Origin of the sequence: Rahnella sp. EDr1-12 (genome assembly GCF_049206505.1) — a bacterium.
Taxonomy (GTDB): Bacteria; Pseudomonadota; Gammaproteobacteria; order Enterobacterales; family Enterobacteriaceae; genus Rahnella; species Rahnella rivi.
The window spans coordinates 1,404,743-1,430,428 of the sequence record NZ_JBLZNY010000001.1 but is presented as its reverse complement, the minus strand read 5'-3'; the positions used below and the strand labels follow the sequence as shown (position 1 = coordinate 1,430,428).

General features: G+C 54.2%; 20 protein-coding genes. 9 read left to right on the top strand and 11 right to left on the bottom strand.

The features are described from left to right. Window positions 1-36: 36 nt before the first annotated feature. Window positions 37-765 (bottom strand): YggS family pyridoxal phosphate-dependent enzyme, encoded by a 729-nt coding sequence (locus ACO0U8_RS06740; RefSeq protein ID WP_217205043.1) that lies wholly within the window; start codon window positions 763-765, stop codon window positions 37-39. A 22-nt stretch (window positions 766-787) separates the two neighbouring features. Between ACO0U8_RS06740 and ACO0U8_RS06735 the strand changes: the two genes are divergently transcribed. Continuing rightward, window positions 788-1,810 carry a type IV pilus twitching motility protein PilT gene (locus ACO0U8_RS06735; RefSeq protein ID WP_056773245.1) on the top strand — a complete coding sequence of 341 codons (1,023 nt, stop codon included), beginning with the start codon at window positions 788-790 and terminating at the stop codon, window positions 1,808-1,810. Here ACO0U8_RS06735 and ruvX read toward each other — a convergent pair. From ruvX to metK, 8 genes are all read right to left on the bottom strand, one after another. After that, window positions 1,801-2,229 (bottom strand): Holliday junction resolvase RuvX, encoded by a 429-nt coding sequence (gene ruvX, locus ACO0U8_RS06730; RefSeq protein WP_056773242.1) that lies wholly within the window; start codon window positions 2,227-2,229, stop codon window positions 1,801-1,803. The two genes, ACO0U8_RS06735 and ruvX, sit on opposite strands and share 10 nt — an antisense overlap. Further along, on the bottom strand, window positions 2,229-2,792 hold the full coding sequence (locus ACO0U8_RS06725; protein ID WP_056773239.1) for a YqgE/AlgH family protein: 564 nt from the start codon (window positions 2,790-2,792) through the stop codon (window positions 2,229-2,231). The genes ruvX and ACO0U8_RS06725 overlap by 1 nt, the downstream gene beginning before the upstream one ends. 69 nt (window positions 2,793-2,861) lie before the next feature. Next, window positions 2,862-3,812, bottom strand: coding sequence for a glutathione synthase (gshB, locus tag ACO0U8_RS06720; RefSeq protein WP_421670500.1), 951 nt, complete (start codon window positions 3,810-3,812; stop codon window positions 2,862-2,864). Between the two features lie 11 nt (window positions 3,813-3,823). Next, window positions 3,824-4,555, bottom strand: a complete 732-nt coding sequence (rsmE, locus tag ACO0U8_RS06715; protein WP_056773235.1) for a 16S rRNA (uracil(1498)-N(3))-methyltransferase — start codon at window positions 4,553-4,555, stop codon at window positions 3,824-3,826. 100 nt (window positions 4,556-4,655) lie between these two features. Next, a complete protein-coding gene (gene endA / locus ACO0U8_RS06710) occupies window positions 4,656-5,369 on the bottom strand; it encodes a deoxyribonuclease I (RefSeq protein ID WP_421670499.1) in 714 nt (237 codons plus the stop codon). 93 nt (window positions 5,370-5,462) lie between these two features. Further along, a complete protein-coding gene (locus tag ACO0U8_RS06705) occupies window positions 5,463-5,984 on the bottom strand; it encodes a SprT family zinc-dependent metalloprotease (protein ID WP_056773229.1) in 522 nt (173 codons plus the stop codon). A gap of 75 nt (window positions 5,985-6,059) precedes the next feature. Continuing rightward, a complete protein-coding gene (locus ACO0U8_RS06700; protein WP_056773228.1) occupies window positions 6,060-7,454 on the bottom strand; it encodes a sugar porter family MFS transporter in 1,395 nt (464 codons plus the stop codon). 406 nt (window positions 7,455-7,860) lie between these two features. Next, complete coding sequence (metK, locus tag ACO0U8_RS06695; RefSeq protein WP_056773225.1) at window positions 7,861-9,012, bottom strand: methionine adenosyltransferase; 1,152 nt, start codon at window positions 9,010-9,012, stop codon at window positions 7,861-7,863. A 909-nt stretch (window positions 9,013-9,921) separates the two neighbouring features. On the opposite strand from metK, the gene speA reads away from it, so the two are divergent. After that, window positions 9,922-11,904, top strand: coding sequence for a biosynthetic arginine decarboxylase (gene speA, locus ACO0U8_RS06690; protein ID WP_056773221.1), 1,983 nt, complete (start codon window positions 9,922-9,924; stop codon window positions 11,902-11,904). Between the two features lie 227 nt (window positions 11,905-12,131). Then, window positions 12,132-13,055 carry an agmatinase gene (gene speB, locus ACO0U8_RS06685; RefSeq protein ID WP_056773366.1) on the top strand — a complete coding sequence of 308 codons (924 nt, stop codon included), beginning with the start codon at window positions 12,132-12,134 and terminating at the stop codon, window positions 13,053-13,055. A gap of 246 nt (window positions 13,056-13,301) precedes the next feature. Here the strand turns inward: speB and ACO0U8_RS06680 are convergent, their stop codons facing one another. Both ACO0U8_RS06680 and ACO0U8_RS06675 read right to left on the bottom strand, forming a co-directional pair. Then, window positions 13,302-14,060 (bottom strand): M48 family metallopeptidase, encoded by a 759-nt coding sequence (locus ACO0U8_RS06680; RefSeq protein WP_421670498.1) that lies wholly within the window; start codon window positions 14,058-14,060, stop codon window positions 13,302-13,304. Between the two features lie 208 nt (window positions 14,061-14,268). Next, window positions 14,269-15,021 carry a M48 family metallopeptidase gene (locus ACO0U8_RS06675; protein WP_122096072.1) on the bottom strand — a complete coding sequence of 251 codons (753 nt, stop codon included), beginning with the start codon at window positions 15,019-15,021 and terminating at the stop codon, window positions 14,269-14,271. Window positions 15,022-15,269: 248 nt separating this feature from the next. Between ACO0U8_RS06675 and tkt the strand changes: the two genes are divergently transcribed. The 6 genes from tkt (at window position 15,270) to ACO0U8_RS06645 (ending at window position 25,683) form a co-directional block, all read left to right on the top strand. Continuing rightward, entirely contained in the window at window positions 15,270-17,264 is a 1,995-nt protein-coding gene (gene tkt / locus ACO0U8_RS06670) for a transketolase (protein ID WP_056773212.1), read from the top strand. 499 nt (window positions 17,265-17,763) lie between these two features. Next, window positions 17,764-18,780: an erythrose-4-phosphate dehydrogenase gene (epd, locus tag ACO0U8_RS06665; protein ID WP_122096071.1), complete on the top strand. Its 1,017-nt coding sequence runs from the start codon at window positions 17,764-17,766 to the stop codon at window positions 18,778-18,780. Window positions 18,781-18,853: 73 nt separating this feature from the next. Beyond that, window positions 18,854-20,017: a phosphoglycerate kinase gene (pgk, locus tag ACO0U8_RS06660; protein ID WP_056773202.1), complete on the top strand. Its 1,164-nt coding sequence runs from the start codon at window positions 18,854-18,856 to the stop codon at window positions 20,015-20,017. A 129-nt stretch (window positions 20,018-20,146) separates the two neighbouring features. Then, complete coding sequence (fbaA, locus tag ACO0U8_RS06655; RefSeq protein ID WP_056773197.1) at window positions 20,147-21,226, top strand: class II fructose-bisphosphate aldolase; 1,080 nt, start codon at window positions 20,147-20,149, stop codon at window positions 21,224-21,226. 137 nt (window positions 21,227-21,363) lie between these two features. Continuing rightward, window positions 21,364-22,446 carry a LacI family DNA-binding transcriptional regulator gene (locus ACO0U8_RS06650; RefSeq protein WP_122096070.1) on the top strand — a complete coding sequence of 361 codons (1,083 nt, stop codon included), beginning with the start codon at window positions 21,364-21,366 and terminating at the stop codon, window positions 22,444-22,446. Window positions 22,447-22,584: 138 nt separating this feature from the next. Further along, window positions 22,585-25,683: a beta-galactosidase gene (locus tag ACO0U8_RS06645; protein ID WP_421670497.1), complete on the top strand. Its 3,099-nt coding sequence runs from the start codon at window positions 22,585-22,587 to the stop codon at window positions 25,681-25,683. Window positions 25,684-25,686: the final 3 nt, after the last annotated feature.

The window sequence follows — 25,686 nt, the reverse complement described above, 5'->3', positions numbered from 1 at the left end:
TCATTGAGCCATTCAAGAGTAAAGCAGTAAACCGCCTCAGGCCGGTGATTGCTTTTCGCTGTAATCACGGGCCCCAAAAATGGCGGTACCGATACGAACCAGGGTGCTGCCTGCGGCAATCGCGGCGGGCATATCATCGGTCATGCCCATGGACAGCGTATCGGCCTGCGGGCAGACAGCCTGTAAGGTGTTCAGCGCGTCGCGCATCTGACCGAAGACTTCGGTTTGCCGTGCATAATCGGTTTCTGCGGCAGGGATCGCCATCAGACCGCGCAGCGTCAGGTTGGGCATCGACATGATTTGCGTCGCCAGTTCGGTGATTTCACCCACGCGAATGCCGGATTTGCTGGCCTCATCGCTGATGTTCACCTGAATCAATACCTGTAACGGCGGCAAGCCCGCCGGGCGCTGATCGTTGAGGCGCTGGGCGATTTTCAGCCGATCAATGGTGTGGCACCAGTCGAAGTTTTCCGCCACTAAACGGCTTTTGTTCGACTGCAGAGGGCCAATAAAGTGCCAGGTCAGCGCAGGCTGATGCCCGGCGAAGTGGGCAATTTTATCCACCCCTTCCTGCACGTAGTTTTCACCAAACACATACTGACCGGCAGCGATCGCTTCTTCGACAGCGCTCGCAGGTTTGGTTTTGCTCACTGCAAGCAAGGTAATTTCTTCTGAAGGCCTGCCGCAAAGCTGTGCAGCGGCTGCGATTTTCTCGCGGACATTCTGTAAATTCTGCGCAATAGCGTTTTGCTGACTAAGGCTCATAGGGACTCAGGAGGATTTCAACATGGATATTGATGGATTAGTGGTGCGTAGTGTAAAGCAAAATGCCTCCGATCTGCACCTTTGTACCGGCTATCCGCCGATGTTGCGCATTGATGGCGAATTATGTTGCTGCGACGACATGCCGGTGCTTAAGGCTTCGCAGATGCAGGCGCTCAGTGGCCAGTGGCTGGACGACGCGCAACAGGAGACGCTGCAACAGGCCGGACAGGTCGATAAAGCCCTGACGCTGGGCGGTGGCGTACGGATGCGGCTCAACGTTTTCCGCCAATGGCACGGGCTGTCTGCCGCGCTGCGGCCAATCCCCGCCCGTTGCCCCGATCTGCACATGCTGCTGGCGCCTGAAATCTTGCAGCAAATCATCTTGCAGGAGGATGGCCTGATTCTGGTCACCGGTGCCACGGGAAGCGGTAAATCCACCACGCTGGCGGCGTTGATTGATCATCTGAACAGCCATGTAAAGCGCCATATCATTACGCTGGAAGATCCTATCGAGCTCATTCACACCAGCAGGCAATGTCTGATCCAGCAGCGCGAACTCGGGCTGCATACGCGTTCCTTCGGCGAAGCCGTGCGGGGTGCGCTGCGTGAAGATCCGGATGTGCTGTTACTCGGCGAACTGCGGGACAGCGACAGTATCCGGCTGGCGCTGACGGCGGCGGAAACCGGGCATCTGGTACTGGCGACCTTACATACGCGCAATGCGACGCAGGCTATCGACCGGATGGTTGACGTGTTCCCGGCAGAAGAAAAAGCGTTTGTGCGGGCGCAGCTGGCGGGCAGTTTGCGGGCGGTGGTTGCGCAGAAACTGGTGCTGACAAAGGCTGGCGAAGATAAAAAAGCGGGCAGGGTGGCGTTGTTTGAGGTGCTGACATCGACGCCAGCGGTGTGCAATTTGATCCGGGAGGGGAAAACGCATCAGCTGGCCGACATCCTGCAAACCGGCGCTCAGGCCGGAATGCAGACTTTTGCACAAAGCCGCCAGCAGCGGCAGAGTGCCGGATTACTGGCGCAAGATCAGGACTGACTCCATTGCTTTTCAAACCAGCTTTCCAGAATGATCACCGCAGAAGCGGCATCGACGCTGCCTTTGTCGAGTGCGCGAAAACCGCCACGGTCGAACAAATCGGCGCGTGCTTCCACGGTGCTCAGGCGTTCGTCGTGCAGCTCTACCTGGACGCCAAACCGGCCATGCAGCCGGTTAGCAAATTTGCGCGCGCGGGCGGTCAGCGGCTGTTCGGTGCCGTCCATATTCAGCGGCAGGCCAACCACCACGACATCCGGCAGCCACTCTTTCAGCAGTTTTTCAATCTTCTGCCAGTCGGGTGTGCCGTCCTGCGCTTTAAACGAGGTCAGCGGACGTGCGGTGCCCGTGACTTCCTGACCAATGGCCAGGCCGATACTTTTGGTACCAAAGTCGAAGGCAAAAACCGTGCGGTTAGCCATTATGCGTGCCCTGCGTGGGTGGCGAGCTGGCTCACATCAATGCCGATCATTTTTGCGGCTTCACGCCAGCGGTCGGCAATCGGTGTGCGAAACAGAATATCGCTGCTGGCTTCAATGGTCAGCCAGGCATTATCCAGCAGTTCTTTTTCCAGCTGTCCCTGTTCCCATGCGGCGTAACCGAGCGCCACCAGCACATCTTTTGGCTGGTCCGGCGTACCCAGTGTTTCCAGCACGTCTTTGGAGGTGGTGATCATGGTGCTGTCAGAGATGCGAATGCTGGAGCCAAAACCTTCGCGCGGCGTATGCAGGATAAAACCGCGATCGTCGGCCAGCGGGCCGCCGGAAAACACCGGACGATCGAGGCGAATAGTAGGGTCGCGGGGTTCCGGGCTGATATCCAGCTTATCGAGGACATTTTCAATGGTGAAATCATCGACCAGCTTGTTGATCACCAGACCCATTGCGCCATCTTCATTATGTTCGCAGATATAGACAACAGAACGTTTGAACTGGGGTTCATCCAGCCCGGGCATCGCAATAAGAAAGTGATGTTGTAGATTCATGGTATGCAGGATGGTTAACCTCAGGAAAATGATGGCGCAGCCAGCCGCGCCATCGTGTAGCAAAGAACGTTAGCGCGCAGCCAGACGCTTTTCAATGGCATCCATCAGCATGCCCGTCACCGAGATCGGGAAGGCGGCTTCGATTTCACGCGCACAGGTTGGGCTGGTGACGTTAATCTCGGTCAGACGATCGCCGATGATATCCAGACCGACAAAGATCAGGCCTTTCTGCTTAAGGATTGGCGCGACGGTGCGGGCAATCGCCCAGTCACTTTCGCTCAGCGGACGCGCTTCACCACGGCCACCGGCGGCCAGATTACCACGGGTTTCGCCCTGCGCAGGAATACGTGCCAGACAGTAAGGCACCGGTTCGCCATCGACCACCAGCACGCGTTTGTCACCGTCTTTGATCGCTGGCAGGTAGTTTTGCGCCATACAGAAACGGCTGCCGTGTTCGGTCAGGGTTTCGATCACCACAGAGACGTTCGCGTCTTCCGGTTTCAGACGGAAAATAGACGCGCCGCCCATGCCGTCGAGCGGCTTGAGGATCACATCAGTGTGTTCTTTGTGGAAGGCTTTCAGCTGGGCCGAGTTGCGGGTCACCAGCGTATCCGGCGTCAGTTCCGGGAACCATGCGGTGAACAGCTTTTCGTTACAGTCGCGCAGGCTCTGCGGTTTGTTGACGATGAGCGTGCCTTTTTCTTCAGCGCGTTCGAGGATATAAGTCGCATAAATGAATTCGGTATCGAATGGCGGATCCTTACGCATCAGGATCACGTCCAGTTCCTGCAGGGCGATATCCTGCTCAGTACCAAACTCATACCAGCCGTCGTAATCCTGCTTCACGCTAAGCTTTTTAGTGGTCGCACGGCCTTCGCCGCCGCGCAGATACAGGGAATTCATTTCCATGTAGTGCAGTTCGTAACCACGACTCTTCGCGTCCAGCAACATAGCGAAACTGGTGTCTTTTTTGATGTTGATGGATGAAATCGGGTCCATCACGATGCCAAGCTTAATCATTTGGTCTCCTCTTAACCCAGATCGCCGAAACGAACCTGTAAGGCCGTTATCGCGGTGAGTGCTGTGGTTTCTGTACGCAGAACGCGGGGTCCCAGCAGGATATCAGTAAATCCGTAGCCGGAGGTCATTGCAATTTCGTCGGCGGATAAACCGCCTTCCGGGCCAATCAGCAGGCGAACATGTTTCACCGGCAGCGGCAGGGTATTAATGCTGTGACTGGCGCGCGGATGCAGGTTCAGCTTCAGGCTGTCATCCTGCTCGGCACACCAGGCTTCGAGCTGCATCGCCGGGCGAATTTCCGGGATGCGGTTGCGGCCACATTGCTCGCAGGCGGCAATGGCGATTTTCTGCCACTGCTGCAATTTTTTCTCCAGACGCTCGCCGTCCAGTTTGACGCCGCAACGTTCCGAGAACAGCGGCGTAATGGTGTTCGCACCCAGCTCAATGGATTTCTGAATGGTGAATTCCATCTTGTCGCCGCGCGAAATCACCTGTCCGAGATGCAGATTCAGCGGTGATTCGTTGTCCGACAACACACCTTCACTCAGGCTGACGCGCACACTCTTCTTATCCACCTGCGTAATGCTGGCCTCGAAGACCTGATTGCTGCCGTCAAATAATTGAATCGCCTGACCGGGCTGCATACGCAGAACGCGTCCGACGTGGTTAGCGGCGTCTTCGCACAGCGCAATGTCGCTGTGGGCGGTCAATGTTTCCGGGTGATAAATGCGGGGGATGCGCATGTGTGGCAGCTGTCCTTAACGTGTTTGAGCGGGCTATTTTGTCGTGATTAGCCCGCATTGTCGCGAGCTAATGTGCCCTGATGATGTGTTTAATACTAAGTTAGCCTTTTCGCTCAGCGCAAGCCTGCTGAACGTACGGGTTATGATTTCCCTGCACACTGGCGATACGGTTATCGCGCTCACATTCCCAGGCCGTCACCGGATACTGACGGTTCCACGCGGTGAACAGCTGGGTTTGCTGGCGGGAAAGATTCAGTTTGTACTGATCACGCATATAGAAATAGGTGCGGGCGATGGCGCCACGGGCGCGGGCTGGCGGCTCAGCGGCCTTGGCTTTGAAATCGACTTTCATCTCGCAGCGCCCGTACTGGCCTTCGCCGCCGTTCCACTGGCTGTACATGAAGTTATTGCGGTCGCCGTTCACTTCGCCGATCGCCGGTTCCAGGTTGTGCAGGTCAGTTTCTATCTGACGGTAATCGGCGTTTTTCGCACAATTTTTACGACCGCCATCCTGCCAGCATTGCATCTGGTGGCCAAACTGCCATGCGGGCATCACGTGCTCCCACTCGATCCGGCTGGCGCGTTGTTCGCTTTTGCGCACCGCGTACCCGCAGGATTTGAGATCAGGCGTGCCTTTTTTGCCCTGCCAGCTGATGTCACAGCCGCAATAAAAAGAGGGGGCACCCTGATTAATTTTCACCGCAGCGGCTTTGGCCTGGCTGAAATTATTGATGGCGTTGCCGGACTGGCTGAAGGCGCTGACCGGTGCGAGTACTGCGATAAACAGAAAGGCTGAAAGTGTTTTGCGAAACATGTTTCTGAATGACCTGATGTGAAAAGGTCGGAAGGGTAACGGATGCGGCGCGGCGTGACAATCGGACATTGATGCTATTGAGTGATTGAATTTTCAGCCATTAGTGGTGCCTTTAGCATTGAAATGTAACAGCTCGCCGCAATGACGGCAGCGATATTCCGACTCTTTGCGCATCACTTTATTGTGGCGGCGCACGGTCAGATGGTGATCGCGGCAGGCGCATAAATACGGATAGGTTTTGCTCTGTACGGACGCCACTTCGAATTTGTGCGTGCGGCTGGCGCTGACGCCAAGCACATGCTCCATCATCCAGCGCCACTCCTTGCCATGCGGGGCCGGCGCGCGGCCAAACCGGCGGTAAACCAGAAGGTGCGCCAGTTCGTGCGGCACCACTTCATCAATAAAAGGCTGCTGATTTTCCTGTAATAACACCGGATTCAGCCGGATTTGCCAGTGTTGCAGGTACGCGCTGCCCGCGCTGGTGCCGCGTTGCTGGTAGGTGATTTCCGGTTCCGTATAGTCGGTGCCAAAAAACTGATTTGCCATCAGGAGTTTTTCCCGCAGGCAGCGCATAACCGCTTGTTGCAGGGCGATGGGGAGACGTGAGGTTTTCATCTGGCGAAGGATAAATCTGCAGGGGGAGAGATGCAATATGGAATTCCTCCCCTTTGCAGGGGAGGAATTTGACGCTTACTTACCGATGTCGCGCAGTGCTTCGCCTTTCATCAGATTGCGTTCGATGTGTTCCAGAGACACGTTCTTCGTCTCAGGGATCAACGCAATGGTGATGAAGATGAAGACCACGTTCAGCGCGGCGTACACCCAGAAGGTGTTGGCGTTGCCCAGGCTTTCCAGCATGGTCAGGAAGGTGGCACCGACGATCATATTGGCAATCCAGTTGGTCGCGGTAGAGACAGTGATACCAAAATCACGGCCTTTCAGCGGCTGAATTTCAGAACACAGTACCCAGATCAACGGACCGGCACTCATGGCGAAGCCCACGATGAACATCAGCAGCATCGCGATGGAGAAATATTTCGCAAAGTCTGATTCCACGCCGATATGCAGCATTGTCCCCAGAATACCCATGCCCACAGCCATTACCAGGAAGCCCAGTTTCAGCGTCGGTTTACGACCCCAGCGGTCAACCAGACCAATGGCAATGAAGGTCGCCAGAACGTTGACCAGACCGACGATCACCGTGCCCCACATCTGCTGCGAGGTACTGGCGAAACCGGCAATGCCGAAGATTTTCGGAGCGTAATACATGATGACGTTCATACCGGTGAACTGCTGCATCACCTGCAACAAAATCCCGAGGTAGACCGCACGACGGAAGTTTTTGTTATTGATGAACAAACCCCAGCCGCTCTGTTTAACTTTCAGGCTTTCGCGGATTTCATCCAGTTCGCTTTTTGCCTGCGCCGTGGAGTCACGCAGTTTTTCCAGTACGCGGCGGGCTTTGTCGTCATTGCCACGTGCGGCGAGCCAGCGCGGGCTGTCCGGCAGGAAGAACACGCCGACCAGCAACAGCAGGGCAGGGATGGTGATCACGCCCAGCATCCAGCGCCATGCGCCGGTGTAGCTGAAGGCGGTATCGGACAGGTACGCCGCCAGAATACCGATGGTAATCATCAGCTGGTACATGGAAATCATGCTGCCACGGATTTTCTCGGGAGCGATTTCTGACAGGTAAATAGGCGCGGTGTAAGACGCGACACCCACCGCCAGACCCAGCAGCACGCGGGCGACGATCAGCACTTCAGTGTTTGGCGCAAAGGCGGAACACAGTGAACCGACAACGAACAGCACTGCGCCGATCATCAGGCTGTATTTACGCCCCAGACGGAAGTTGAGCCAGCCACTGCCGACCGCACCGACCGCAGCACCAAACATCATTGAGCTGACCACCCACTCCTGCTGATGGTTAGTGATCTGAAAATCATGGCTGATAAAGGGCAGTGCGCCAGCGATGACACCAATATCCAGACCGAACAAAAGCCCGGCCAGTGCAGCGAGAAAACAGACAAAGAAAGTCACGCTTTTGTTTGAGCGTTTTCCTTTGGTCGACGTTGAGTTGTTCATCCGGTCTCCAAAATAGTGCAATCGTTTAGTGTTTGTAATAATGCTTAGGCTGTTATGTTATTAACCCTGCTCCCAGCTTAACGTGAACCCGGTCACAGTGTTGTAATCGTTTACACTAATGGCGATGTTCAGGATTGTTGTTTTGGAAGGGATTCAAAGAGATGCAAAGCAGGAAGGGGTTAAGCAGACCAATTAATAGTGCATAAATTGATATATATCAATCAAAATTCTGTTTCAAACTTTTACCTATTGAAATAATGCATTGGTTAATAACGAATTATTATCTGTAACCGTTTTCATTGAACAGGGCATGGGTGATTTTTTCAGACTTTTTACCGGAAAAAGAGCAATAAAAAACCCTGCCACAAGGGCAGGGTCAGGCAGGCAGAATTGTCTGAAAAGGGAATTACAGACCTGCAGCGTCACGCAACTGAGCGGCACGGTCGGTTTTTTCCCAAGGGAAATGTTCGCGACCAAAGTGACCGTACGCAGCGGTTTCTTTGTAGATTGGGTGCAGCAGATCCATCATCTGGATCAGACCGTATGGACGCAGATCGAAGAACTCGCGCACCAGTAAGGTCAGTTGCTCGTTGGAAATTTTACCGGTACCGAAGGTTTCCACCATGATGGAAGTCGGTTCCGCCACGCCGATGGCGTAAGACACCTGGATTTCACAACGATCGGCCAGACCCGCAGCCACGATGTTTTTCGCAACGTAACGCGCAGCGTAAGCCGCTGAACGGTCAACTTTAGACGGATCTTTACCTGAGAACGCACCGCCACCGTGACGGGCCATACCGCCGTAAGTATCAACGATGATTTTACGACCGGTCAGACCGCAGTCACCCATAGGGCCGCCGATAACGAAACGGCCAGTCGGGTTGATGTGGTATTTGGTGCCCGCGTTCAGCCATTCTGCCGGAAGAACAGGTTTGATGATTTCTTCCATCACCGCTTCCTGCAACTCTTTCAGCGCGATGTCTTCAGAGTGCTGAGTGGACAGCACAACCGCATCGATACCGACAATTTTTCCTTCGTCATACTGGAAAGTGACCTGGCTTTTCGCATCAGGGCGCAGCCATGGCAAGGTGCCGGATTTACGGACTTCAGCCTGACGCTGCACCAGACGGTGTGCGTAAGTGATCGGTGCTGGCATCAGCACGTCGGTTTCGTTGGTGGCATAACCAAACATCAGACCCTGGTCGCCCGCGCCTTGTTCCAGCGGATCCTGACGGTCAACGCCCTGATTGATGTCCGGCGATTGCTTACCGATAGCACTCAGTACGGCACAGGAATTGGCATCGAAGCCCATCTGAGAATTGACGTAGCCAATTTCACGGATGGTCTGACGGGTGATTTCCTCTACGTCGACCCAGGCGGAAGTGGTGATTTCACCGCCCACCAGGACCATGCCGGTCTTGACATAAGTTTCACATGCAACACGTGCTTTCGGGTCTTGTTCTAAAATCGCGTCCAGTACGGCATCGGAAATCTGGTCAGCAATTTTATCTGGATGTCCTTCGGAAACTGATTCGGACGTGAAGAGGTGTTTAGCCATTATGTTCTTTACCTTCATACGACGGGTTAGATATCACTGCATAGCACTGGGGAGACTGGCAGATGAGGAGCTATGCTCGCCATTGTCGCAATGCGTCCTGCATGTCCCCATAAGGCAAAGCCTTGAAGCAGTTTGACGGTCAATCCTTGATCCCCTGTAATGCGAATGGTCGGGGGGTGTTACGGACGGATTAACATCTGGACGGCTATTTTAGGATAGCAGGTGTTCTGAAAGCCAGTCATTTTTGTGATGAAGATGGCGTTTTTGTGCGCCATGGCAGTGATATTCACGTGCTGAAACCATCCCGGCCGCATTTTCATTTTGCATTTACAGCAGGTTGCCGGTATAAACGGCGCGCGCCCGGCACTTTCTCGACGCCAGCGTATCCCAGTAATTACTGTTTTCTCAGCTCGAATGCCCGCGGGTGATGCGTGGCACGTGTGGAGGTGGTTAGGTTAATGACCCACTTTTTACCGATTGTTACATTTCAACAGCATCCCCGGCAGACACTGTTCATTGCTGCTGCACGCCTTTCTGAAAAATTTCTGTCATCAATCCGATGTTATAAACACTCTGTCCGCCGGACAGCCGCGTTTATGCAGCCTGACTATAGACAGCTCAGTTTGCGACATCCGGACGCTACTCAGCCAAATCGGGCCGGTTAACAGCCGCTTCCCCCATAAAACTGACGTAGCCTGCAACCTTAGGGGCATTATTCCTATTGGTTTCTTCTGACCCGTTCCACGGAGTCTAATGATGAATTCTATAATCACATGAGTGAAAAACAGTTTGCGAACCCTGGCGCGCAGGTTTTTATCCTGTCTGAAAGCCAGCCTTGCGGGTTGTTCTCACCTGTTGTTACTGCGATAGTGGCTGGCCATGTTGTCAGTGTAGAAAGAGGATTTACCTATGTCTGATGACATCCAGTCCCACCGTCCGTCACATGCGGGCGATACCGTTTCTTTGCGCTCCATGCAGGAGGTTGCCGTGAACGATCGTGATGCCAGCAAGATGCTGCGCACTTACAACGTTGCCTATTGGGGTAACAATTATTATGACGTCAACGAACTGGGCCACATCAGTGTTTGCCCGGATCCGGATGTCCCTTCCGCACGCGTGGATTTGGCGCAACTGGTGAAAGACATGCGCGAGCAGGACGGCCAACGTCTGCCAGCGCTGTTCTGTTTCCCACAAATTTTGCAGCACCGTCTGCGTTCGATTAACGCGGCGTTTAAACGCGCCCGTGAATCGTTCGGCTATGAGGGTGATTACTTCCTGGTTTACCCGATCAAGGTTAACCAGCATCGCCGCGTGATCGAATCTCTGGTGGAATCCGGCGAACCGCTGGGTCTGGAAGCCGGTTCGAAAGCTGAACTGATGGCGGTTCTGGCCCATGCGGGCATGACCCGTTCGGTGATTGTTTGTAACGGCTATAAAGACCGTGAATACATTCGTCTGGCGCTGATCGGCGAGAAGCTCGGCCACAAGGTGTATCTGGTTATCGAGAAGATGACTGAGATTAAGCTGGTGCTGGAAGAAGCGGAACGTCTGAACGTCATCCCGCGTCTGGGTGTGCGTGCGCGTCTGTCTTCGCAAGGTTCGGGCAAATGGCAGTCCAGCGGCGGCGAAAAATCCAAATTCGGTCTGGCGGCATCTCAGGTTCTGCAACTGGTTGAAATGTTGCGTGACGCAGGGCGTCTGGAAAGCCTGCAACTGCTGCACTTCCACCTGGGTTCTCAGCTGGCGAATATCCGTGATATTTCCACCGGCGTGCGTGAATCTGCGCGTTTCTATGTGGAACTGCACAAACTGGGCGTCAACATTCAGTGCTTCGACGTTGGCGGCGGTTTGGGTGTGGATTACGAAGGGACCCGCTCGCAGTCTGACTGCTCGGTGAACTACGGCCTGAACGAATATGCCAACAACGTGATCTGGGGGATCGGCGATGCCTGTAATGAACACGGCCTGCCGCATCCGACGGTCATCACCGAGTCTGGCCGCGCCGTCACCGCGCACCACACCGTGCTGGTGTCGAACATCATCGGCGTTGAGCGCAACGAGTTTAAAGATCCGGTTCAGCCTGAAGCTGATGCGCCACGTGCGCTCAGCAGCATGTGGGATACCTGGAATGAAATGCACGATCCGGAAAACCGCCGCTCGCTGCGTGAATGGCTGCATGACAGCCAGATGGATCTGCACGATGTTCATTCGCAATATGCGCACGGGATTTTGGATCTGACGCAGCGCGCCTGGGCGGAAGACATCTACCTGAATATCTGCAACAAAATTCAGGATCAGCTGGATCCGAGCAACCGTGCACACCGTCCGATCATCGACGAATTGCAGGAACGTATGGCGGACAAACTGTACGTCAACTTCTCGCTATTCCAGTCAATGCCGGATGCGTGGGGTATCGATCAGCTGTTCCCGGTTCTGCCGCTGGAAGGTCTGGATAAACCGCCGGTGGGTCGCGCTGTGCTGCTCGACATCACCTGTGACTCCGACGGGACTATCGATCACTACATCGATGGCGACGGCGTGGCGACCACCATGCCGATGCCTCCGTATGACCCGGAAAATCCGCCAGTGCTGGGCTTCTTTATGGTCGGTGCTTATCAGGAAATTCTCGGCAACATGCACAACCTGTTCGGTGATACCGCCGCGGTGGACGTGTTCGTCTTCCCTGACGGCAGCATTGAGGTGCAGCAGTCTGATGAGGGCGATACCGTTGCCGACATGCTGGAATACGTTCAGCTGGATCCGAACGTTCTGCTGGCCCGTTTCCGCGATCAGGTGAAAGAAACCGATCTGGATGCCGATTTGCAGGCGCAGTTTGTTGAAGAGTTTGAGGCCGGTTTATACGGTTACACGTATCTGGAAGAAGACGAGTAAGCGTGCGCACTCATCAGGTTTGAAAGTAAGCCGGCTTGAAGCTAAGCCGGATTAAGGTAAAATTCGCGCCAACGGGCGTCTTTTGCTGCGCAGCATGAATTCCATAAATCCCTTTCTCGTCGGGCTAACGACGCGATGGGGATTTTTTTTCATCTATACTTCATCACGTTGTGTCGCAGCAGGCGTCACAACGATGTTAAAAGAGGACATTGTTTATGAGCAAATTAGTGAGCACCTTAGGCAATCAGCCTGATAACTCTCTGGTTTCCAACGCATTTGGTTTTCTGCGTTTTCCGCTGAACTTCCAGCCGTACACTGCGGAAGCTGACTGGGTCATCACCGGTATTCCTTTCGACATGGCCACATCTGGTCGCTCAGGCGCACGCCTTGGCCCTGCGGCTATCCGTCAGGTTTCTGTGAATCTGGCCTGGGAAGGTCAGCGCTGGCCGTGGGATTTCGATCTGCGCGATCGTCTGAATGTCATCGACTGCGGTGATCTGGTGTTTAACTTCGGTGATGCACAGGATCTGACAGACAAACTGCAACAGCATGCAGAAAAAGTGCTGGCATCCGGCAAGCGTATGCTCTCTTTCGGCGGCGACCACTTTGTGACCCTGCCACTGCTGCGCGCACACGCCAAACACTTTGGCAAAATGGCGCTGGTGCATTTCGATGCCCACACCGACACCTATTCTAACGGCAGCAAATTCGACCACGGCACGATGTTCTTCCATGCGCCGAACGAAGGCCTGATCGATGCTGACCACTCAGTGCAGATCGGCATCCGTACCGAATTTGATAAAAATCTGGGCTTCACCGTTCTGGATGCTGCACAAGTTAACGACCGCACCGTGGATGATATCCTGGCGCAGGTGAAGCAGATCGTCGGCGATCTGCCGGTTTACCTGAGCTTCGACATTGACTGTCTGGATCCGGCGCACGCACCGGGCACGGGCACACCGGTTATCGGCGGCCTGACTTCTGATCGCGCGCTGAAACTGGTTCGTGGCCTGAAAGATCTGGATCTGGATATCGTGGGTATGGATATCGTGGAAGTGGCTCCGGCTTACGACCAGTCAGAAATCACCGCTCTGGCCGCTGCGACACTGGCGCTGGAAATGCTGCACGTGCAGGCTTCTAAAAAAGGCTGATTGTCAGACGCTGTCATCTCGTTTAAAGGCACCTTTCTGGTGCCTTTTTTATTTTTATCATGAATATTTAAATTGAAATCAATTCATGAGTTTTATAAAAAAGTCATCTTCCCGGTTATTTTATTGCCTTTGTTTATCTCCCGTTCCGCGAGTCCGGACAGGTTACACCACGGCTGAACATTCTTTGGCTCATAAAAAACGCAGAGCTTACTCAGCTCTGCGCTGCCATTCATTTTGCCACAGGCGTTATTTATCCTGAGCCATACGCTCTTTCATATGATCGGCACGTTCCTGTGAAGGCGGATGCGAGCTGAATAAACTCTTCTCACTGCCAGCGCTCATTTTCGCCAGCTTCTCAAATGCTGTTACCAGCCCTTTTGTCGACAGGTTGCGCTTTTTCAGCAAGTCATAAGAATAATCATCCGCGTCAGATTCCTGTTTCTGTGAGAACTGCGCGTTGATAAGTTCCTCACCCAGATCTGCCAGCTGGGTACTGGAAAGTTGCCCGGCGACACCTCCGGCGGCGCCCGCGGCATTGTGTGCGGCAGAGGCGCTGTAGGCGACTTGCATGGCTTTTCTGGTATGGCCCAGTGCGACGTGGCCCATTTCGTGGCCCAGTACGCCTTCGACTTCGTCGTCGGTCATCATGTCCATCAGCCCGCTGTATACACGGATACAGCCGTTCGCCATCGCCCACGCGTTCACGTCGCTGGTGAGGTAAACTTTATAATTCGCGGGTGTGCCGTTGATGTTGTCGCCGAGATTTTTGGCGATTTTATTCAGGCGTTTGGTGTATTTGCTTTTTGTTGAAGCAATTTTTGATTCAGAATCCATGGCTTTACAGGCGCCGTCGGTCATATTTCTGACATCCTGATCGGTCAGCGTGGCCGCCTTATAAGCATCCGAACCGGACTTCATTAATGCGTCGGTATTGACTGATCCGTTCTGGCAACCACTTAATAATAAAGCCACGCCTAGCGCGACTGAGGTAATACGAAATTTCATAATCCATCTTCCTTTGACAGTTAAATAAAAATAATGCGCAGGAAGAATAACCAAACAAAGTCACTAAGCGAGAAAAACAGACGGAAGGGAATTATTTTCAGATTCAGTGCAGAGTACTTTTATTTAATTGGAAAATTAAGGAATTTTCAGAAAGTGTTTTATGAAGTAATAAAAGAGATGCACCTGATCATGCATCTCTTTTTTTATATTATTTGCCAGCAGCAATACGCTCGCGAATATGTTTTGCACGGGCTTCTGAAGAAGGGTGATCGTCAAACCAGCCAATACTGCTGCCCTGATCGAGTTTTGCCAGTTTCTCAAAGCTGGTCGCCAGACCCGTTGGATCGATGCCGCGTTTTTTCAGCAGATCGAACGAGTAATCATCGGCTTCGGATTCCTGCTTCTGGGAGAACTGTGCGTTAACGTATTTCTCGCCCAGATCCGCCAGCTGTGATTGCGACAGGGTGGCACTGACGCCGCCCAGCGAGGAAATCGCGGAACGCGCAGCGGTAGCGCTGTACGCCACCTGCATGGCTTTACGGGTGTGGCCGAGTGCGACGTGGCCCATTTCGTGGCCGAGCACGCCCTCAACTTCGTTATCGTTCATCATGTCCATCAGACCGCTGTAAACGCGAATACAGCCGTTGGCCATCGCCCAGGCATTGACGTCTTTCGTCAGGTACACCTTGTAGTTGGCCGGCGTGCCGTTGATGTTATCACCCAGTGCCGCCGAGATTTTTTTCAGGCGCTGAGCATATTCGCTGCTGTCTGGCGCGATTTGCGCTTTTTTATCCATTTCTTCACAGGACTGGACGCTGAGGGTTTTCACATCAGCATCGCTCAGGGTGTAAGCCTGATACGCCTGTGCGCCGGATTGCATTAAGGTATCGGTATTCACTGTCGCACAACCGCTCATCAGCGTGGTGGCCAACAGGCTCAACATAACAGGACGAAATTTCATCAATTCAGATTCCCAGAAAAAGTGAACAAAACAGGTAATGCAGCCCAAAACAGGCTCTCATTGTAAGAATAGCGTTAAGGTAGGATTTTCGCAGTGCCCGATCTATAGTGTAAGTCCGAAAAAACGCACTGATTTAAAAGCGTATTCTGTGAACTTCATCACGTGAGTGATTAGAGATTGCCGATTTAATGCCGAGTCTGAGAAAATGACTTCCTTGACTGCTTTATTAATCCGACCTGGAGTAGAACATGTCCTCTCGTAAAGAGCTTGCGAACGCAATCCGCGCACTTAGTATGGATGCCGTGCAGAAAGCGAATTCCGGCCACCCTGGCGCCCCTATGGGCATGGCTGACATTGCCGAAGTCCTCTGGCGTGACTACCTGAACCATAACCCGACCAACCCAAACTGGGCTGACCGCGACCGCTTCGTGCTGTCCAATGGTCACGGTTCAATGCTGATTTACAGCCTGCTGCATCTCACAGGTTATGATCTGCCAATCAGCGAACTGGCGAACTTCCGTCAGTTGCATTCCAAAACCCCAGGCCACCCTGAGTACGGTTATACCGCGGGCGTAGAAACCACGACCGGCCCGCTGGGTCAGGGCATCGCGAATGCCGTCGGTTTTGCCATTGCAGAACGCACGCTGGCTGCGCAATTCAATAAACCAGGCCACGACATTGTTAACCACCAGACCTATGCGTTCCTGGGTGATGGTTGCATGATGGAAGGTATTTCTCACGAAGTATGTTCACTGGCCGGTACCATGAAACTCGGGAAACTGACCGCGTTTTATGATGACAACGGTATTTCCATCGATGGCCACGTTGAAGGCTGGTTCACCGATGATACCGCAGCGCGTTTCGAAGCTTACGGCTGGCACGTCGTGCGTGGCGTGGATGGTCACAACCCTGACGCCATCAAAGCGGCTATCGAAGAAGCACACAACGTCACCGATAAACCTTCCCTGCTGATGTGCAAAACCGTGATCGGTTTCGGTTCGCCGAACAAAGCCGGTACGCATGATGTGCACGGCGCGGCGCTGGGTGCTGCTGAAGTGGCAGCAACCCGTGAAGCACTGGGCTGGAAATACGCTGCCTTTGAAATTCCACAGGATATTTACGCGCAGTGGGATGCTAAAGAAGTCGGTAAGGCTAAAGAAGCCGCATGGGATGAGAAATTCGCAGCCTATGCCAAAGCCCATCCTGAACTGGCAAAAGAGTTCAAACGCCGCGTGAACGGCGAGCTGCCAGCAAACTGGGAAGCTGACGCGCAGAAATTTATCGAAGAGTTGCAGGCTAATCCTGCCAACATCGCCAGCCGTAAAGCGTCTCAGAATGCGCTGGAAGCGTTCGGTAAAGTGTTGCCTGAATTCCTGGGTGGCTCTGCTGACCTGGCACCAAGTAACCTGACTATGTGGTCTGGTTCCAAGTCTATCGGCGACGATCAGGCGGGTAACTACATCCATTACGGTGTGCGTGAATTCGGTATGACCGCCATCACCAATGGTATCGCGCTGCACGGCGGTTTCCTGCCGTACTCTGCGACCTTCCTGATGTTTGTCGAATATGCGCGTAACGCCGTGCGTATGGCTGCGCTGATGAAAATCCGCAACGTGTTCGTTTACACCCATGACTCTATCGGTCTGGGCGAAGACGGCCCGACGCACCAGCCGGTTGAGCAAATCGCCAGCCTGCGCGTGACGCCAAACATGAGCACCTGGCGTCCGGCGGATCAGGTTGAATCTGCCGTGGCATGGAAATACGCGATTGAGCGTAACGACGGCCCGGTTACCTTGATCTTCTCCCGTCAGAACCTGACCCAGCAACCACGTACTGCTGAGCAACTGGCAAACGTGGCACGCGGCGGTTATATCCTGAAAGATTGCGACGGTACGCCGGAAGTGATCCTGATTGCGACCGGTTCTGAAGTCGGTATCACCGTGGAAGCGGCTGATAAGCTGGCGGCAGCGGGCACTAAAGTACGCGTTGTGTCCATGCCATCTACTGATGCCTTCGACAAACAGGATGCGGCTTACCGTGAATCTGTCTTGCCGAAAGCCGTTTCTGCACGTGTTGCGGTTGAAGCCGGTATCGCTGACTACTGGTTCAAATACGTGGGCCTGAATGGCGCAATCATCGGTATGCATAGCTTCGGCGAATCTGCTCCGGCAGACCTGCTGTTCAAAGAGTTCGGTTTCACTGTAGACAACGTCGTTGCTCAGGCACAGGCGCTGTTGAAGTAATTCTGCTCATAACGATTTCTTAAAAGCACCTTCGGGTGCTTTTTTTTTACGTCAAAATGCATGGGTGGTACGCCGTTTTCCCGCCAAATGACACAGGTCAAACCCTTCTGGCGCAAACCCCGGTAAACTCGCACCCTTCTGAAAGTGTTTCAATCTGTCGGTTTTTGAGAATAATCACTGTTCGAAAAGTGATGAAAAAGTAAAATCACTGTGAATACGCGGATTTGCATGACGTTTTTTTAAGCGATTGACGCGATTCGCACAGCGAAATTCGGGGAATTATTCCTTTTAGACAGGGTTTGGTTTATTCTCAGCTGAACCGTTTCAGTCAGGCTAATTGAGCTTAACGTCGTGACCACGCTGTTAACGTGTCGGAAACCGATAATTTTCTGCTGTACCTATCGTGCGGGCAGATGATGATGGTGATTCACCGTAAACGCACGCTGCATTACTATAGGTGTTACTGATATTGAGTAACAACCGTGTAACAGGGAGAAGTATGCCAATACGTATTGCAATTAATGGCTTTGGTCGCATTGGCCGTAGCGTATTGCGCGCGTTATACGAATCCGGGCGTCGGGCGGAAATCTCCGTTATCGCTATCAATGAACTTGCCAGCCCTGAAGGGATGGCCCATCTGCTCAAATACGACTCCAGCCACGGGCGCTTCGCCTGGGATGTCCGCCAGGAAGGTGAAAACCTTTACGTCGGCGATGACTCAATCCGTCTTTTCCATCAGCCAGATGCCAGCCAGTTGCCATGGGGCGAACTGAGCATTGACGTGGTGCTGGATTGCACCGGCGTTTACGGCAGCCGCGAAGACGGCGAAACCCAGCTTGCGGCCGGTGCCAAAAAAATTCTGTTCGCGCATCCGGGCGGTCATGATCTTGACGCCACCGTCGTTTACGGTGTGAACCACCAGTTGCTCGAACGTCAGCACCGCATTGTCTCCAATGCGTCCTGCACCACCAACTGTATTATCCCTGTGATCAAGCTGCTTGATGATGCCTACGGCATTGAGTCCGGCACGGTGACAACCATCCACTCCTCAATGAATGACCAGCCGGTTATTGATGCGTACCATGCGGATTTACGCCGTACGCGCGCTGCCAGCCAGTCCATTATTCCGGTGGATACCAAGCTTGCCGCAGGGATCACGCGCATCATGCCGAAGTTCTGCGATCGCTTTGAAGCGATCTCCGTGCGCGTGCCGACCATCAATGTCACAGCCATTGATCTGAGCGTATTTGTCGAGGGTTCTGTGACGGTAGCGGAGGTGAACCAGCTGCTGCAAAAGGCCGCAACAGGTGCTTTTCGTGGTATAGTTGACTATACCGAACTACCATTAGTCTCGACAGATTTTAACCACGATCCCCACAGCGCCATCGTAGATGGAACGCAAACGCGGGTAAGTGGAAAGCACCTGATAAAAACATTGGTCTGGTGCGATAACGAGTGGGGTTTTGCTAACCGAATGTTGGATACAACATTAGCAATGTCCGCTAGCGGTTTCTAGTACGGTTGTTCCGGCCTCCCTGGCCGAAACCGCCTTCAAGCAACTTTAAAGAGAATCAACGAGAGGATTCACCATGTCTGTTATTAAGATGAGCGATCTGGATTTAGCAGGTAAGCGCGTATTGATCCGTGCGGATCTGAACGTGCCGGTTAAAGATGGCAAAGTAACGTCAGATGCACGTATCCGCGCTTCTTTACCTACCATCGAAATTGCCCTGAAACAAGGCGCACGCGTGATGGTTACCTCGCATCTGGGTCGTCCGACTGAAGGCGAATATAACGAAGAGTTTTCTCTGCTGCCGGTTGTTAACTACCTGAAAGAACATCTGAAATCACCAGTTCGTCTGGCGAAAGATTATCTGGATGGCGTGGAAGTTGCCGAAGGCGAGCTGGTTGTTCTGGAAAACGTTCGCTTTAACAAAGGCGAAAAGAAAGACGACGAAGCACTGTCTAAAAAATATGCTGCACTGTGTGACATCTACGTGATGGATGCATTCGGTACCGCGCACCGCGCGCAAGCTTCTACCCACGGCGTGGGCAAATTTGCTCCAATCGCCTGTGCGGGCCCTCTGCTGTCTGCAGAGCTGGAAGCACTGGGCAAAGCGCTGGGTAACCCGGCACGCCCGATGGTGGCTATCGTCGGTGGTTCTAAAGTCTCCACCAAACTGACCGTTCTGGATTCCCTGTCCAAAATCGCTGACCAGCTGATCGTTGGCGGTGGTATCGCTAACACCTTCGTTGCCGCACAAGGCAACAACGTCGGCAAATCCCTGTACGAAGCTGACCTGGTGGATACCGCAAGCAAACTGCTGGAAACCTGCGACATTCCGGTTCCTACGGATGTTCGTGTAGCCACTGAGTTCTCTGAAACTGCCGTTGCTACCGTGAAGTCTGTCAAAGACATCAAAGATGACGAACAAATTCTCGACATGGGCGACGAGTCTGCTTACCGCCTGGCTGAGATCATCAAAAACGCTAAAACCATTCTGTGGAATGGTCCTGTAGGCGTATTCGAGTTCCCTAACTTCCGCAGAGGAACCGAAATTGTGGCGCAGGCCATTGCTGATAGCGAAGGTTTCTCTATCGCAGGCGGCGGCGACACCTTGGCGGCTATCGACCTGTTCGGTATCGCTGACAAAATTTCCTATATCTCCACTGGCGGTGGCGCATTCCTGGAGTTCGTTGAAGGGAAAGCACTGCCAGCGGTTGTGATGCTGGAAGAGCGTGCTAAGAAGTAATGAACCCTGAACAGGAAGCATAGGGTTTCCTGTTCTTCTTTGCCGCGCGAGGGGCTGCACAGTGGAACTCGCGCGACATAGCAAACCGATTCAATCCATCTACGGCCGACGAATACAGGACAAAGAACTATGTCTAAAATTTTTGATTTCGTAAAACCAGGCGTTATCACTGGTGATGATGTACAGAAAGTTTTCGCTATCGCTAAAGAAAACAAATTTGCTCTGCCAGCGGTTAACTGCGTAGGCACCGACTCTATCAACGCCGTTCTCGAAGCTGCTGCGAAAGTCCGTTCCCCGGTTATCGTTCAGTTCTCTAACGGTGGCGCTGCGTTCATCGCAGGTAAAGGCCTGAAAACTGACGTGCCACAAGGCGCGGCAATCCTGGGCGCAATCTCTGGCGCGCACCACGTGCACCAGATGGCAGAACATTACGGCGTGCCAGTTATTCTGCACACCGACCACTGCGCGAAAAAACTGCTGCCATGGATCGACGGTCTGCTGGACGCGGGTGAAGCTCACTTTGCTAAAACCGGCAAACCACTGTTCTCTTCTCACATGATCGACCTGTCTGAAGAATCTCTGGAAGAAAACATCGAAATTTGCAGCAAGTATTTAGCTCGCATGGCAAAACTCGATATGACTCTGGAAATCGAACTGGGTTGTACCGGTGGTGAAGAAGATGGCGTGGACAACAGCCATATGGATGCATCTGCACTGTACACTCAGCCACAAGACGTTGATTACGCATACGAAAAACTGAACGCAATCAGCCCGCGTTTCACTATCGCTGCGTCATTCGGTAACGTACACGGTGTTTACAAACCAGGTAACGTGAAACTGACTCCAACGATCCTGCGTGATTCTCAGGAATACGTGTGCAAAAAACACAACCTGCCACACAACAGCCTGAACTTCGTGTTCCACGGCGGTTCCGGTTCTACTGCAGCAGAGATCAAAGAATCTGTAGGCTACGGTGTTATCAAAATGAACATCGATACCGATACCCAGTGGGCTAACTGGGACGGCATCCTGCAGTTCTACAAGAAAAACGAAGCTTACCTGCAAGGTCAGTTGGGTAACCCGGAAGGCGCGGACAAACCTAACAAGAAATTCTATGACCCACGCGTATGGCTGCGTTCTGCACAGTCTTCCATGGTGACGCGCCTGGAACTGGCATTCAAAGAACTGAACGCAATCGACGTACTGTAATTCTTACGCTTCCGGTGCTTGACCACCGGAATGTGAGGATCCTAACCAAAGGGGCTTCGGCCCCTTTTTTATTGTCTGCTTTCCGGCCACAATAGCCCGTCATACACAATCCCGCCTGAATCCCCGAAGAGAGAGCCATGAAGCCAAAATCTGTCACCCTGGATGATGTTGCGCGCCACGCCGGTGTTTCCTATCAGACCGTTTCGCGCGTGCTCAATCAGGCGGCGCATGTCTCGTCAAAGACCCGCGATAAAGTCGAGAAGGCGATGGCGGCGCTGAACTATGTGCCGAACCGTGTTGCACAGCAGCTGGCCGGTAAACAAAGTTATACGCTGGGGCTGGCGACCACTGAACTGGCGCTGCATGCGCCGTCGCAGATTGCGTCTGCGGTGAAGACCCGCGCGAATCAGTTAGGGTTTAACGTGGTGATTTCGATGACCGACAATCTGAGCCTCGCCGCCTGCCGGACGGCGGTGAGCGAGCTGATGTCACAGCGCGTCGATGGCATCCTGATCAACGTGCCCTTGTCGAACGACAGTGCCGATGCCATTGCACAGATGTGCGGCACCTTGCCGGCGCTGTTTCTGGATGTGGATCCCCAGGCGGATGTGTTTAAAATTCTCTTCGATCCGCATTGCGGCGCAGAGCAGGGCGTTGAGCATCTGCTGGCGCTCGGGCATCAGCAGATTGCCGTGCTGACCGGCCCGCTGGAGTCTGTTTCTGCGCGGCTGCGCTATGAAGGCTGGCTGGAAACGCTGAAAAAGCATCAGGTGACGCCCTGTGCGGTTCAGCACGGCGACTGGAGCGCGGCATCCGGCTACCAGCAGGCATTGTTATTGCTGAACCAGCCTGCGCGGCCTACCGCGATTCTGGTGGCTAACGATCAGATGGCATTGGGCGTGCTGCGCGCGGTGCACGAATTCGGCCTGCGCGTACCGGAGCATATTTCTGTTATCGGCTATGACGATACCGAAGACAGCGCTTTTTTCTTCCCGCCGCTCAGTACCATCAAACAGGATTTCCGCCTGCTGGGGCATGAAAGCGTCAACCGCCTGGTTGATCATCTGCATACCCATGGCGACAGCCGCCGTTCATCGCTGTTGCTGCCGACATCGCTGGTTGAACGCCACACCACGGCACCTGTCGGCGAAGCGAGCGTTTCTCAGGAAGCGTTATCGCAGGAGCTGATCCGCATCGCACGTCAGCTCAGCGCGCTGTAATTCTCAAAATCTGAACGACCCGACGCGGAATCTGTGATCCGCGTCCCTTTCCTGCACCCCTCTGCTTTACTTACTGCGCTATGTTACGCATGTTGACTTATATTGTGAGCGCATAACAATTTTTGCAGAGGATAAATGATGAGTACATCAGCGGACGAAAAGCTGTCATCACTGGCCGCCGTTCTGGCCCGTCGTGACTGGGAAAAACCGGCATCCACGCAGTACAACCGCCTTGCGGCGCACCCGCCCTTCAACAGCTGGCGCGATGAAGCCCAGGCCAGCCAGGGCAGTGCATCGCCGAATATCCGATCGCTGAACGGTGAGTGGACCTTCAGCTATTTCACCCGCCCCGAAGCGGTGCCTGAACACTGGCTGAAGCAGGATCTGGCGGGAGCCGACCGCGTACAGGTACCGTCTAACTGGCAACTTGCCGGGTATGACGCGCCGATTTACACCAACGTTCAGTATCCCATTCCGGTCAATCCGCCGTTTGTGCCCGAAGAAAATCCTACCGGTTGTTACTCGCTCACAGTTTCTGTGGATAATGCCTGGCTGAACAGTGGCCAGACGCGCATCGTGTTCAACGGCGTCAATTCTGCCTTCTATTTATGGTGTAACGGCCAGTGGATCGGGTATTCGCAGGACAGCCGTTTACCGGCCGAGTTCGATCTCAGCGGCGTATTGCAGGCGGGTGAAAACCGTCTGGCGGTGATGGTGCTGCGCTGGAGCGACGGCAGCTATCTGGAAGATCAGGACATGTGGCGCATGAGCGGGATCTTCCGTGACGTCAGCCTGCTGCATAAACCCTTTGAACAGATCACGGATTACCAGGTGCGCACGCATCTGTTCTACGGCTTTACGCAGGCCGAACTGGAAGTGCAGGTCAGCGCCGCCGTGCCGCAGGAAAACGCGGCTGATTATCAGGTGCGCGTCCAGCTCTGGCAGGGCGATAAATCGATCGCAGAACATCAGCAACCGCTCGGCAGCGACATTATTGATGAACGCGGAGCCGCGTATGACCGCACCACGTTGCGTCTGCCGGTCAGCCAGCCAGCATTGTGGAGCGCGGAACAACCTGCGCTTTACCGTGCGGTGGTGTCCCTGATTTCTCCGCAGGGCGAGCTTATTGAAGCCGAAGCCTGTGACGTCGGATTCCGTCAGGTGGAAATCAGCAACGGGCTGCTGAAAGTGAACGGCCAGCCGGTGCTGATCCGCGGCACTAACCGCCACGAACATCATCCTGAAAACGGTCAGGTGATGGATGAGGCGACCATGCGTCGCGACATCGTGCTGATGAAACAGCACAACTTCAACGCCGTGCGCTGTTCGCATTATCCCAACCATCCGTTGTGGTACAAACTTTGCGACGAATACGGCCTGTATGTGGTCGATGAAGCCAATATTGAAACCCACGGCATGCAGCCGATGAACCGTCTGTCGGACGATCCGGTATGGTTTAACGCCTTCAGCGAACGCGTCACGCGCATGGTTCAGCGAGATCGCAACCATCCGTGCATCATCATCTGGTCACTGGGCAACGAATCCGGCCATGGCGCAAACCATGACGCGATGTACTGCTGGATCAAATCTGTCGATCCGACCCGCCCGGTGCAGTACGAAGGCGGCGGCGCCAACAGCGCAGCAACCGACATTATCTGCCCGATGTATTCCCGCGTTGAGCAGGACCAGCCGTTCCCGGCGGTGCCTAAATGGTCCATCAAAAAATGGATCAGCATGCCCGACGAAACGCGTCCGCTGATCCTTTGCGAATATGCCCATGCCATGGGTAACAGTTTTGGCGGCTTCGACAAATACTGGAAAGCGTTCCGCCAGTTCCCGCGTCTGCAGGGCGGTTTCGTCTGGGACTGGGTCGATCAAAGTCTGCTGCGCACCGGCGAAGACGGCGAGCGTTACATGGCTTACGGCGGTGATTTTGGCGATACGCCAAACGACCGTCAGTTCTGCATGAACGGTCTGGTATTCGCCGATCGCACGCCGCATCCTTCCTTGTTCGAAGCGCAGCGCGCCCAGCAGTTCTTCCAGTTCACGCTGACCGGCACCTCGCCGCTGACGGTGGATATTCAGAGCGAATACCTGTTCCGTCACAGCGATAACGAGCAGCTGGTCTGGCGCATTGAACGTGACGGCGAAGTGGTGTCGCAGGGCGAAGCCGTGCTCAATATCGCGCCGAACGGCACACAAACTCTGAATCTGGGGGCAATTCCGCAGGCGGAAGGGGATTTGTGGCTGAACGTCGCGGTGCATCAGCCGCAGGCGACCGCGTGGTCAGAAGCCGGACATCGCACCGCATGGGATCAGTGGCAACTTCCGCTGGCGCTAAGCCTGCCGGTGCCGGAGAAAATCTCCGCCGCTGCGCCGGTTCTGGATCAGCAGGGCGATGTGATTTCTGTGGTACACGGTGCGCAGTGCTGGCAGTTCAGTCAGCAAAGCGGTTTGCTGGAGCAATGGTTTGATGGCGAAACGCCGCGCCTGCTTTCTGCGCTGCGTGATCAGTTTGTCCGTGCGCCGGTGGATAACGACATCGGCGTCAGTGAAGTCACGCGAATCGATCCGAATGCCTGGGTGGAGCGCTGGAAAGCCGCCGGAATGTATCAGCTGGAATCGCGTCTGCTGAATATCTCCGCCGATCAGTTGCAGGACGGTGTGGCTATCGTCACCACGCACGCTTTCCTGGCGGGAGAGGAAACGCGCCTGTTAAGCCGCAAAACGTACCGCATCGACAATCAGGGCGAACTGCATATCAGTGTGGATGTGCGCGTGGCGTCGAACGTCCCGTCACCGGGGCGCATCGGGCTGACCTGTCAGCTGGCAGACACCGCCGAAAAAGCGAGCTGGCTGGGCCTCGGGCCGCATGAAAACTACCCGGACCGCCGTCTGGCTGCCCTGCACGGGCGCTGGACGCTGCCGCTCGGCGATCTGTACACCCCTTACGTCTTCCCGACGGAAAGTGGTTTACGCCAGAACACCCGTGAGCTTGATTACGCCGGATGGCAGTTGCGCGGCAATTTCCACTTTGGCCTGAGCCGCTACAGCCTGCAACAGCTGATGGACACCAGCCATCGCCACCTGTTGCGTGAAGAGCAGGGCACCTGGCTGAACATCGACGGCTTCCATATGGGGGTCGGCGGCGATGATTCGTGGAGCCCGAGCGTCAGCCCGGATTTCCTGCTGACCGCCGGTCAGTACCATTACGCCTTCACCTGGAAACGCATCTGACAT